The organism is Flavobacterium sp. FlaQc-47 (assembly GCF_044006475.1).
Classification (GTDB): Bacteria; Bacteroidota; Bacteroidia; order Flavobacteriales; family Flavobacteriaceae; genus Flavobacterium.
In genome coordinates this window covers 1-12,552 of record NZ_JBIPCQ010000014.1, presented here as the reverse complement: position 1 = coordinate 12,552, position 12,552 = coordinate 1, and the positions used below count along the sequence as shown (strand labels likewise).

General features: G+C 34.6%; 8 protein-coding genes. 7 read left to right on the top strand and 1 reads right to left on the bottom strand.

Annotation, left to right across the window (positions count from 1 at the left end):
* The first annotated feature begins 289 nt into the window (after nucleotides 1-289).
* From ACHRVX_RS23775 to ACHRVX_RS23750, 6 genes are all read left to right on the top strand, one after another.
* Nucleotides 290-1,492, top strand: coding sequence for a glycoside hydrolase family 105 protein (locus tag ACHRVX_RS23775; RefSeq protein WP_395337079.1), 1,203 nt, complete (start codon nucleotides 290-292; stop codon nucleotides 1,490-1,492).
* 17 nt (nucleotides 1,493-1,509) lie between these two features.
* Nucleotides 1,510-2,727, top strand: a complete 1,218-nt coding sequence (locus ACHRVX_RS23770; RefSeq protein WP_395337077.1) for a glycoside hydrolase family 105 protein — start codon at nucleotides 1,510-1,512, stop codon at nucleotides 2,725-2,727.
* Between the two features lie 22 nt (nucleotides 2,728-2,749).
* Nucleotides 2,750-3,973, top strand: a complete 1,224-nt coding sequence (locus ACHRVX_RS23765; protein WP_395337075.1) for a glycoside hydrolase family 105 protein — start codon at nucleotides 2,750-2,752, stop codon at nucleotides 3,971-3,973.
* 198 nt (nucleotides 3,974-4,171) lie between these two features.
* Nucleotides 4,172-5,773: a glycoside hydrolase 43 family protein gene (locus ACHRVX_RS23760; protein ID WP_395337073.1), complete on the top strand. Its 1,602-nt coding sequence runs from the start codon at nucleotides 4,172-4,174 to the stop codon at nucleotides 5,771-5,773.
* 770 nt (nucleotides 5,774-6,543) lie between these two features.
* A complete protein-coding gene (pelA, locus tag ACHRVX_RS23755; protein ID WP_395337071.1) occupies nucleotides 6,544-8,553 on the top strand; it encodes a pectate lyase in 2,010 nt (669 codons plus the stop codon).
* A gap of 588 nt (nucleotides 8,554-9,141) precedes the next feature.
* Entirely contained in the window at nucleotides 9,142-10,491 is a 1,350-nt protein-coding gene (locus ACHRVX_RS23750; protein WP_395337069.1) for a glycoside hydrolase family 28 protein, read from the top strand.
* A gap of 38 nt (nucleotides 10,492-10,529) precedes the next feature.
* Here ACHRVX_RS23750 and ACHRVX_RS23745 read toward each other — a convergent pair whose 3' ends face one another.
* On the bottom strand, nucleotides 10,530-11,186 hold the full coding sequence (locus ACHRVX_RS23745; RefSeq protein ID WP_395337067.1) for a hypothetical protein: 657 nt from the start codon (nucleotides 11,184-11,186) through the stop codon (nucleotides 10,530-10,532).
* A 51-nt stretch (nucleotides 11,187-11,237) separates the two neighbouring features.
* Between ACHRVX_RS23745 and ACHRVX_RS23740 the strand changes: the two genes are divergently transcribed.
* Nucleotides 11,238-11,978 carry a rhamnogalacturonan acetylesterase gene (locus ACHRVX_RS23740; protein ID WP_395337065.1) on the top strand — a complete coding sequence of 247 codons (741 nt, stop codon included), beginning with the start codon at nucleotides 11,238-11,240 and terminating at the stop codon, nucleotides 11,976-11,978.
* The last annotated feature ends 574 nt before the right edge of the window (nucleotides 11,979-12,552 follow it).

Here is a 12,552-nt window from a genome sequence, read left to right as displayed (position 1 = left end):
GAAACATAGATTTTTTTAGTTTTAGAAGAATACAAATTAAGCTCGCTTATTCACATAGTAACTAATGTGTTTTTATGTAAAAGTAAAACGACTTTTTATCAGTTCAAATTGCTATGTTTCTATGTGTTAAAAAAAGTATGTGTAATCAATTTAATCCTTTATTCAGATGGCTATTGGGACTGCAGGAAAAAATTATTCAAATAGCATATAATCATTTACTAAAGGATCATAATCAATCTTTTAAATCATTTAATCTGTGGCAAAAAAGCAACATACAATTTTAAAATATATGTCTAAACAGGTTTTAAAAAATATCAATTTAATCGTTTTGCTACTAATCTTTAGCAGCAAAACAATCGCGCAGACAAATGAAAATACTGTTCTTCCTGATAATTTAAAATGGTCAGAAAGAACAGCGATTACCATTTTGAACAAATACCCAAAAGCCTATCAAATCGACGGAACAGAAAAACCGAAGTGGGATTATAAAATGGGTTTGGTATTGTCAGGTTTCGAAAAATTATATCAAAAAACAAACGATAAAAAGTATTTCAATTACATCAAAGAATATGCTGATGAAATGATTGATGCTGACGGAAATGTCAAAAAATACGATATTAACGAATACAATATCGATTGTGCAAATCCCGGAAAATTGCTTTTTAATTTATACGATGATACGAAAGATAATCGGTATTTAAAAGTGATTCAGCAATTGAGAACGCAGCTTGAAAGTCAGCCCAGAACGGCAAGCGGAGGATTCTGGCACAAGCAAATTTATCCCAACCAAATGTGGATTGACGGCTTGTATATGGCAGAACCTTTTTATACGGAATACACCGTTAAATATGAAAAAGGAAAAGCTCTGGATGATATTGCCAAACAGTTTGAATTGGTTCAAAATCATCTTGTTGACAAAAAAACAGGATTGGTATATCAGGCTTGGGATGAAAGCAAACAAATTGCCTGGGCAAATCTGGAAACAGGAACATCTCCCACCATTTGGGGACGTGGAAATGGCTGGTATATGCTGGCTTTAGTAGAAACATTGGATTATTTTCCTAAATCACATCCAAAGTATAAAACGCTTATAAAATATCTAAACCAAATTGCAAAAAGTGTTGTTGAACATAAAAGTGCATCAGGTTTATGGTATCAGGTTGCGGATAAACCGGATTTAAAAGGGAATTATTTAGAATCTTCGGCTTCGGCAATGATTATTTATTCTTTGGCAAAAGCCGCAGATAAAGGATATTTAAGTTCCAGTTATAAAAAAACCGCACAAAAATCATTTGACGCTTACCTGAAAGAATTTGTGAAAAAAGATGAAAAAGGTCAGGTAATAATCTCAAATGTTTCATCGAATGTAGGGTTAGGAGGAAAACCTTTTCGCGACGGAACAAATGAATATTATAGCAGCAGTAAAGCCAAAGACAATAGTTCGCCGGCTTTAGCAGCATTTTTGCTCAGCGCAATCGAATTGAATAAGTAAACCATTAAGCGTAAAAAATGATACATAGAAAAAAAGTTTGTTCTGCTTCAATTTTGCTAATTAGTTTGGTGGTATTCTCGGCTGGTAAAATAACCGCTCAGGAATCTTTAAAGAAAGAAGTTGTAATTTCTAAAGATCTAAAATGGTCAGAACGAATGGCACTTTCTATTATCAAACGCGATCCAAAATTGTGGCAAGTCGATAATAACGAAAAACCAAAATGGGATTATAAACTAGGTTTAGTAGCGATGTCTTATCAGCAATTGTATAAAAAAACCAATAATTCTGTTTATGAAAATTACGTAAAAGAATACGGCGAAACCGTTATCAATAGTTCAGGTGAAATCATGAACTACAAACTGGAAGATTATAATATTGATTATATAAACGCCGGAAAAATACTTTTTGACCTTTATAAAGAAACAAAAGACAATAGGTATCTAACTGCGATGCAAACGCTGAGAAAGCAATTAGAAACGCATCCAAGAACAAATTCCGGTGGATTTTGGCATAAAAAAATATATCCAAATCAAATGTGGCTTGACGGCTTATATATGGGAACACCATTTTACGCCCGTTACACAGCAGAATTTAATAAAGGCAAAGATTTTAATGATATTGCCAAACAATTTGAACAAATACATTTGCATACAATCGACAAAAAAACAGGCTTGCTTTTTCATGCCTGGGATGAAAGCAAACAAATGCCGTGGGCGAATAAAGAGACAGGAACTTCGCCCAATTTCTGGTCGCGCTCTATTGGCTGGTACATGATGGCTTTGGTTGATGTGTTGGATTATATGCCAAAAGAGCATCCAAAACGCAAAGAAATGATTCAGTATCTAAAGGAGATTTCTACTGCAGTGGCAAAATATCAGGATGCATCAGGATTGTGGTATCAGGTCATAGATTCGGGTACAAAAGAAGGCAATTACCTCGAAGCTTCAGGATCTGAAATGTTTATTTATGCTTTTGCCAAAGGTGCAAAAAAAGGATATTTACCTTCAAATTATAAAAAGCTTGCAGAAAAAGGTTTTGACGGTTTAATTAATAAATTAGTAACTGTTGATCCTGATGGAGAAATTCACATCACACAAGTTTGTGCCAGCGCAGGATTAGGAGGAAATCCGTATCGTGATGGCTCTTACGACTATTATATTAAAGAGAAAATAAAAATAGACAACTCACATGGCTTAGGACCATTTATCCTGGCCGCAATTGAATTAGATAAATAGAAGAATTTAAATATATTTGAAAATGAAAAATAAAAGACAAGGTTATTTCGCATCGGTTGCTTTAGTTTGTTTGATGGCTTTTACAAGTTGTAAAGTAGCCTCGCAAGAACCGGCAAAGAAAGAAATAGTAATTTCCAAGGATTTGAAATGGTCTGATAAAATGGCTTTGACCTTAATGAAACGTCATCCTGAAGCTTATATGATAGACGATTCTAAAAAACCAAAATGGGATTATGTTCATGCTTTGGTTTTACATTCTATTGAAGAATTAGACAAAAAAAATCCGGATCCAAGATACAAAGCTTATATAAGAGGTTATGTAGACGAGTTGGTACAAAATGACGGAACTATTAAAACCTATGAATTTGACAAATACAATATTGATTTAGTAGTTCCGGGACGTTTGCTTTTTGATATTTATGCCACTTCAAAAGAAGAAAAATACCTCAAAGCGATGCAATTAGTACGCAAACAACTTTCAGAACAGCCACGTACACAAAGCGGAGGATTCTGGCACAAGCAAATTTATCCAAATCAAATGTGGTTGGATGGCTTGTACATGGGAGAACCTTTTTATGCACAATATACCCTGACCTTTGAAGGCGGAAAAAGCTTTGATGATATTGCAAAACAATTCGAATTAATTCAATTGCACGCAACAGATCCTAAAACGGGATTGTTGTACCACGGATGGGATGAAAGCAAACAAATGCCGTGGGCAAATAAAGAAACAGGTAATTCGCCAAATTTCTGGTCAAGAGCTTTAGGATGGTATGTTATGGCACTTGTTGATGTATTGGATTATATGCCAAAAGAGCATCCAAAACAAAAAGAATTAGTAAAGTATCTGAACAATGCATGTGTTGCTTTGGCTAAATTCCAGGATCCTAAAACAGGTTTATGGTATCAGGTAACAGACAAAGTGGGTGCAAAAGGAAATTACCTTGAAGCATCAGGATCATCTATGTTTGCCTATGCTTTTGCAAAAGGAGCAAACAAAGGCTATTTACCTGCAAAATATAAAAAATTAGCCAATAAAGCTTTTGATGGTTTGACTACAGTTTTAATTAAAGGTGTAGATCAGGACGGAGGTATTACCTTAACAAACTGCTGTCAGGTCGCTGGTTTAGGCGGAACTCCTTATCGTGATGGTACATATGATTATTATGTAAACGAAAAAAAGAAAGACAATGATCCTAAAGCCACAGGACCTTTTATTTTAGCGGCGTTAGAATTGAACAGATAATAGAGTTTGTCAAGAAACCCGACATGTTTTAAAACCTTTCTGGTTTAATCCCGGTCAAGTTTGTCTTCCTGAGCGGAGTCGAAGGATTGCAAACAAACTCGATACAGTTTGTCCTCCTTAGCGAAGTCGAAGAATGCAGCAAACCCGACAGGTTTCAAAACCTGTCGGGTTTAACCCAAATGTAATTTATTACCAAAAATGAAAAATTTAAAAGCCTTAATTCTCCTATTATCATTAATCCCTTTTCAAAAGAACTTTGCCCAGGTTTGGGTGCCTGATAATGGAGACGGAACTTATACAAATCCTATAATTCACGCTGATTATTCAGATCCTGATGCCGTTCGCGTTGGAGATGATTTTTATATGACAGCGTCATCTTTCAATTGCATTCCCGGATTGCCTGTTTTACACTCAAAAGATCTCGTAAACTGGAAGATTATCGGTTATGCATTGGCAAAACAGCCTCCGTTTGAGACTTTTAATAAAGTACAGCATGGTAATGGCGTTTGGGCACCCAGTATAACGTATCATAACAATGAATTCTATATTTATTATCCTGATCCTGATTTTGGAATCTACATGATAAAAGCCAAAAAAGCAGAAGGACCGTGGTCAGAACCGCTTTTGGTAAAACCAGGAATCGGACTAATAGATCCAAGTCCCTTATGGGATGATGACGGGAAAGTATATCTTGTTCATGCTTTTGCCGGAAGCCGCGCACAGATAAAAAGTCTGATCGTAGTTTGCAGCATGAATGCCGAAGGAACGGTGGTCAATAATGATGAAGTCATGGTAATTGACGGACACGAAAGTGAAGGTACAATTGAAGGTCCTAAATTCTATAAACGTAACAATTACTATTACATTTTTGCTCCTGCAGGTGGTGTCGCTACAGGCTGGCAAACCATTTTAAGATCTAAAAATGTATTTGGTCCTTATGAAACTAAGAAAGTTCTCGAACAAGGAAAAACGAATATAAACGGACCACATCAGGGAGCTTGGGTTCAGACTCAGACAGGTGAAGACTGGTTCATACATTTTCAGGATAAAGGCGCATACGGCAGGATCGTACATCTTCAGACTATGAAATGGGAAAAAGACTGGCCGCTTATGGGACAGGATTTTGACAAAAACGGAATTGGAGAACCGGTTACAACATTCAAAAAACCAAATGTAGGCAAGAAATATCCAATAGAAACTCCGGCCGAATCAGATGAATTCAATGAACCAAAATTAGGATTACAGTGGCAATGGCAGGCAAATTCTCAAATTAATTGGGGATTTCCGACGAGTTTAGGGTATTTAAATTTATTTTGCCAAACCACTTTAAAAGACAATCAGAAAATTTTTGATGCACCCAATTTATTATTGCAAAAATTTCCTGCCGAAGAATTTACAGTCACTACAAAAATGACTTTCAATACAAGATTAAGCGGAGAATCAACAGGATTGATAATCATGGGATTGGACTACAGTTACCTGAACTTTAAAAACGATAACGGAAAATTATATCTAAACCAGAAAACAGGAACTTTTGATAAAAAAGTTTCAGAATCAGAAACAGCACCAATACAAATAGCAAACAATACAATTTACCTGAGAGTAAAAGTTAAAAAAGGCGGTATTTGCAGTTTCTTTTATAGTATAGATGATAAAAAATACCAGCCAATAGGATCTGATTTTGTTTCAAAAGAAGGAAAATGGATTGGCGCCAAAGTAGGTCTTTTTGCCTTGAGCCAAAAAGTAACCAATGATTCAGGAAATGTAGCGGTAGATTGGTTTAGAGTTACTAAGCTGTAGAAGGGGCAAAGGTTCAGAGATTCAGAGGTGCAAAGGTGCAAAGGGACAAAGGGACAAAGTGTCGAAGTTTGAGAAAGGTTCAAAATAAAAATAGTATAGTAAAAGAATAAAAAAAATCTGCCAAATCTGCGTGAGAAAATATTTAACACATAGATACATAGATTTGAAATTATAAATTAAGACATTTTTAGAAAATGAACTTTTCGCATAGCACTATGAGATTTATTTTAAGTAAAACGACTTTAACCATTTACAAAAGCTATGTCCCTATTTGTTAAAATAATATGGGCAACGAAAATAAAAACATATAAAAATGATTTCACATAAGAAGATTAAAAAAATCTGCCAAATCTGCTAAATCTTCGTGAGAAATATTTAACACATAGATACATAGATTTGAAATTATAAATTAAGACATTTTAGAAAATGAATTTTTTCGCTTAGTATCTATGAGATTTATTTTAAGTAAAACGACTTTAACCATTTACAAAAGCTATGTCTCTATGTGTTTTAAAAAAAGGGAACAACAATAAAAACATACAAAAAGATTTTAAATAAGAGGATTAAAAAATCTGCCAAATCTGCGTGAGAAAATATTTAACACATAGATACATAGATTTGAAATTATAAATTAAGACATTTTAGAAAATGATTTTTTTCGCATAGCACTATGAGATTTATTTCAAGTGAAACGACTTCTTTTAAAGTCTACAAAAGCTATGTCTCTATGTGTTAAAATAATATGCGCAACGATAATAAAAACATAAAAAATGATTCCATTTAAAAAGTACATACTCTTAGTTTTATTCAGCATTAGTTTTGGAGTAAATGCCCAAAACAAGTATAAAAACTGGTCGGATATTATTCGTAAAAGCGAGGCAAGCTGGTTTGGCACAGACGAAGCTAAAAAGATAGCCGAGAATGTTTTACTGTACCAAAGAGACATTGGCGGCTGGCCTAAAAACATCCAGATGCAGCAGGAATTAACTCCTGAACAAAAAAAGGAATTACTCGCCACAAAAAGCACAACAAAAGAAGTCACTACAGACAATGGAGCAACAAGCCAGGAAATGCTTTTCATGTCTAAAATGTATGCTCAGGTTAAAGATAATCGTTACAAAGAATCTTTTTTAAAAGGCTTAAATTATTTGTTCGAGGCACAATATGATAATGGAGGATGGCCACAATTTTTTCCTCTAAAAAAAGGATATTACACACACATTACTTACAATGATGATTCGATGGTAAATATCCTGAATATCATGAAACAAGTCAGTGAACAATCTGATTATTATAGCATAAAACCGTCAAAAGAAACAGTTGATAAAGCAAAGAAATCTTTTGATAAAGGAATTGATTGTATCCTGAAAACACAATACAAACAAAACGGAGTTTTAACTGCCTGGTGTGCGCAACATGATGAATTTACTTTGGCTCCAGCCAATGCAAGAGCCTTTGAGCTTGCATCCTTAAGTGGATATGAATCGGCTAAAATTGTTTTGTTATTAATGTCAATAGAAAAACCTTCGCCTGAAGTTATTACCGCAGTTAAAAGTGCTGATATTTGGTTCGAAAAAACAAAAATTACCAATCTTGAAGAGAAGCGTATATTGAATGATGCAGGGAAAATTACAGACAAAAAAATGATTCCTACCCAAAATGCAGCACCAATATGGGCAAGATTTATGGAACTTGATAACAACGAACCCTTCTTTTGTGACCGTGACGGAATCAAGAAAAAATCAATTGATGAAATTGGTACTGAAAGACGCAATGGTTATTCCTGGTATTCTGATGCGCCTAAAGAAGTACTGAAAAAATATCCTGCCTGGGCGATTAAAAACGGTGTAAAAGTTTCGGAAGCAGCAACATCTGACACAAAAAAAACGAACTATATTACAGTTGCTTTAGACGGTTCCGGTGACTTTACTAAAATTCAGGAAGCCATAAATGCAAGTCCGTCATTTCCTTACGAAAAAGTGACAGTATTTGTGAAAAACGGAACTTACAACGAAAAAGTCCGAATTCCGGAATGGAATACACGCTTAAGTTTAATTGGCGAAAGCAAAGAAAATACCATAATAACATTTGATGATAATTTCTCCAGAATCAATTTAGGAAGAAACAGCACCTTTTACACCGCTACGGTTTTAGTTGAAGGAGATGATTTTTCGGCATCAAATTTAACTATCAAAAATGCTTCGGGAGACAAAGGTCAGGCAATTGCATTATCGGTTTTGGCAAATCGTGCCCAAATTTTCAACTGTAATATATTAGGCAATCAGGACACTTTGTATTTATCAGGAACAAATGCCAAACAATATTTCAAAGATTGTTACATTGAAGGTACGACCGATTTTATTTTCGGAAGTGCAACTGCATTATTTGAAAATTGCGAGATTCACAGTATAAAAAGTTCCTATATCACAGCCGCATCAACACCGGAAGGAACCGCTTTTGGTTTTGTTTTTAAAAATTGTAAACTCACTGCAGAACCCGCTGCAACAACAGTATATTTAGGCAGACCGTGGCGTATATATGCTAAAACGGTGTACATCAACTGTGACATGGGAAAACAAATAAAACCCGAAGGCTGGGAAAACTGGTCGAAGCCGGAAGCAGAAAAAAACACCTTATATGCCGAATACAATTGCAAAGGCGAAGGATTTCAACCTTCAAAAAGAGTGGCATGGTCGAAGCAACTTAAAAAGAAAGAAGCTGAAAAATACACCAAAGAAAATATTCTAAAAGATACCATATTGAATTGGTATTCAAAATAAAATATGAATTGCCCACTGATTTTACGGGTAAAACAGATTTACACAGATTTTTTATTTGCCCACAGATTATAACGGATTGAACTGATTTACGCAGATTTTTTATTTGCCCACAGATTAAAACGGATTAAACAGATTTACATAGATTTTTTATTTGCCCACAGATTATAACGGATTAAACAGATTTACACAGATTTTTTTTATTCAACCCCGTGGGCTAAAAATCCCTCGCAGATTAAACAGATTATTAAAGTATAAAATAAACCAGCAACAACCAGCGACAACCCGTTTAATCCGTTAAACCCGTGGGCTAGAAATCTGGCAGATTAAACAGATTTTTTGAAACACAAATAAAAGAAAACCAGCGAAAACCCGTTCGATCCGTTAAAACCCGTGGGCTAAAAATCTCTCGCAGGTTAAACAGATTATTAAAGTATAAAATAAACCAGCGACAACCCGTTTAATCCGTTAAACCCCTGGGCTAAAAATCTCTCGCAGGTTAAACAGATTTTTTAAAGTATAAAAATAAACCAGCGACAACCCGTTCAACCTGTTAAAACCCGTGGGCTAAAAATTATAAAAACATACATTATGAATTTTAAGTATTTCATTTTTCTATTAATTTCATGGACATCTTTTGCTCAGCATAACGAATTCCCATCAGCAAAAGTAGATTCAATTGTAAATAGAATTCAGCTTCCTGTATTTAATAAATATCAGATAAACATCTTAAAAACAGGAGCAAAAGGAGATTCAGTCAGCAACAATAAGGCAGCATTTGACAAAGCAATGTCGTTGTGTAAAAAAAACAATGGCGGAACTATAATTGTACCTAAAGGAATTTATAAAATTAATGGACCAATTCATTTTGTAAGCAACGTCAATCTTAAATTAGAAAAAGGAGCAAAAATTAAATTCAGTGATAAACCCGAGGATTATTTACCAATGGTTTTAACCAGTTGGGAAGGCACAATGTTGTACAATTACAGTCCATTAATTTATGCATATGAATGTAATAATATTGCCATAACCGGCGAAGGAACAATTGATGGAGAAGGAGGAAAAACGTGGAAAAGCTTTAAAGCCAAAGAAGGAAAGGGCAAGGAATTAAGCCGCGACATGAACCATAATAATATTCCGTTAAAAGACCGAAAATTGGGAGACGGTTATTTTTTACGTCCGCAGATGATTCAGTTTTTTAATTGTAGAAATATTTTGGTTGAAAACATACGTATAGAAAATTCCCCTTTTTGGTGCCTTCATTTGTTAAAATCGCAAAGTATTACCATTCGCGGAATAAGTTATAAATCATTAAATTATAACAACGATGGTATTGATCCGGAATATGCAAAGGATGTTTTGATCGAAAATGTGACCTTTGATAATGGTGACGATAACGTGGCAATCAAAGCAGGAAGAGATCATGAAGGAAGAGCAAATTCAGCTACGCCAAGTGAAAATATAGTGATAAGAAATTGCAATTTCAAAGGACTTCACGGAGTTGTTATTGGAAGTGAAATGTCAGCAGGAGTTCAAAATGTATATGTAGAAAACTGCAAAACGGTTGGGTATTTAAAAAGAGGGATTTATTTAAAGACCAATGCCGACAGAGGTGGGTTTATCCGTAACATTTTTGTCCGGAATATTGCACTCGATGAGGTAGAAGATTGCCTGTATATCACAGCAAATTACCACGGAGAAGGAAAAGGTTTTCAATCAGATATATCAAATGTATCCTTTTCAAATATTACCTGTAACAAAGCCACAGCATCAGGAATTGTCATTCAGGGATTTGCAGATAAAAAAGTGCGTAACATATCATTAAATAATATTGATATCAAATGGGCTAAAAATGCAATTTCAAGTACAAACGCAGAAAACGTTCTTTTAAACGAAGTTTTCATCGGAGAAAAAGCAACAGTACCAACAGCCGCGAAATAGATTTTGTGAAGTTACTGAGGTTTTAAGTTGCTGAGTTGCTAAGTTTTTTTGAAGGTATTGAGGCACAAAGGTACAAAGTTGCAAAGTTGCAAAGGTACAGAGGTACAGTGGTAGAAATTTAAAAGAGTTATAAAGTTAAAAGAGGTTTGATGTTTTAAGTTTGCGTTGAAAAGTTCAATACAACAATCTGTCCTCCTGAGCGAAGTCGAAGGACACACAAGTAACGCGACAAAGAACAAAAAACCAGTGAAAACCAGTTTAATCCGTTGAATCCGTGTGCCATTAACCACAAAGTTACCATAACGCTTTTCCTCGACAAAGAACAAAAAACCAGTGAAAACCAGTTCAATCCGTAGAATCCGTGTGCCATTAACCACAAAGTTACCACAAAGCTTGTCCTCGACAAAGAACAAAAAACCAGTGAAAACCAGTGAAAACCAGTTCAAACCGTTGAATCCGTGTGCCATGAACCACAAAGTTACACAACGCTTGTCCTCGATAAAGAACAAAAAACCAGTGAAAACCAGTTCAAACCGTTGCATCCGTGTGCTATTAACCACAAAGTTACCACAACGCTTGTCCTCGACAAAGAACAAAAAAACAGTGAAAACCAGTTCAAACCGTTGAATCCGTGTGCCATGAACCACAAAGTTACCACAACGCCTGTCCTCGACAAAGAATAATCCGTGTGCCATGAACCACAAAGTTACCACAATCTAAAAAGTCCAAAATATAACAATATAAAAATGAAATATCTACTAATAATCTTCCTGATCACTGCAACTTGTTTTGCACAAAAAACAACTATTTATACCATTGGTGATTCGACAATGGCAAATAAAAAAGATCCCGACAAAAATCCCGAACACGGATGGGCTCAGGTTTTACAGCCATTTTTTAAGGATAATTTTGTTGTAGAAAATAAAGCGGTAAATGGTCGAAGTACTAAAAGTTTTATCAATGAAAAACGATGGGATTCTATTTATAAAAAATTAAAAAAAGGCGATTACGTTCTGATTGAATTTGGACATAATGATGAAAAAATAGAAGATTCAACACGATATACAAATCCGCATACGAGTTACAGGTACAACCTTATAAAGTTTATTAGTGAAAGCCGTGAAAAAGGGGCAATACCAATATTGCTGACCTCAATTGCCAGACGAAATTTTAATGAAAAAGGAGTGCTTGTTCCCACACATGGAGATTACCCGTTAGAAACCAGATTGACAGCGCAAGAATATAAAGTACCTTTTATTGATTTAGAATATTACACAGAACAATTAGAGCAATCCTACGGACCTGAAAAATCAAAACAATTGCATTTGCATTTTAAGGCAGGAGAAAACACCTATTATGATAAGGATAAAGCAGATGATACCCATTTGTCATTAAAGGGAGCTTCGGCTGTAGCGCAAATTGTGGTAAATCAAATCAAATTATTAAATGATCCCAGTGTTGAAAAGTTAAAGAAAGGAATAAAATAAAAACTAATTCAAAAATATGTCCTAAACTGTCATTTAAAAAACTTTTACAGGTAATTCTGTTTTGAATTGATTGATAAATTTGTATCTGATATTAAGAACCTTTTGTAGTAATTGTTTTTGTTATTCTTAGTATTCTATTTTAATATTTTGATGATTATTTTAAGAAAGAGAGAACTTCGGTTTTCTCTTTTTTTTTGGTTTTTGCTAAAGGTTTTTAGGATGTGAAATAAAGGAATATATCGTTAGAAGTATTCTTTGAAAAAATCTCTAAATTCTCTACGATAAAATAATTAATTCTAATTGGTACGGATAAATCCCCAAACCTGTGGAGAGAGAAAAAAAATCCGCACAGCACGCAAATATTTTTCCCAAGAAGGATCGATATAAACACAAAGTTCACAAAACCAGGTCAACACAAAGCTTTGTGAACTTTGTGTTTGTCAATATACTCCACGATAAAAATAATTAACTCTATTTGCTAGGGATCAATACCAAAATCTGTGGAGAGAAAAAAAATCCGCACAGCACGCAAATATTTTTCCCAAGAAGGATCGATATAAACACAAAGTTCACA